A 294-nucleotide genomic window follows, 5' to 3' on the forward strand; every position below is an offset into this window, starting at 1 on the left:
ATCCGGTGCTGCGTATGACTCCGCACGGTTTCTGGTTTCTAGATCATTACGAGGACCGTGAACGGTTCGTGAATCTGTCGTGGACGAAGCAGTACGCGCATCGCACCAAGGAAGCCGCACGCGACGCGTTCATAGAGCGCAAGCGCAAACAGATTCGCATTCTGCACAACACGATCATCGACGCACAGGAACTGCTGCGTATGGCACTCGAACAGAAATCTCTTGGTGTTGCGCACCAAGTTGTGAGGTGATATGATTCACACAATCAGTTTGATTTTGCTTTGGTGCGCGGCT

At 52.4% G+C, this 294-nt stretch carries 1 protein-coding gene; it reads left to right on the forward strand.

Going from position 1 to position 294, the window contains the following annotated elements; translation table 11 throughout:
- Positions 1–251: hypothetical protein (locus AC1RPV_RS07755; RefSeq protein WP_481764193.1), on the forward strand; the 251-nt coding region annotated here is incomplete at its 5' end.
- Positions 252–294: the final 43 nt, after the last annotated feature.

The sequence above is a fragment of the Dellaglioa sp. CoH-55-MRSF-9 genome (assembly GCF_056782155.1).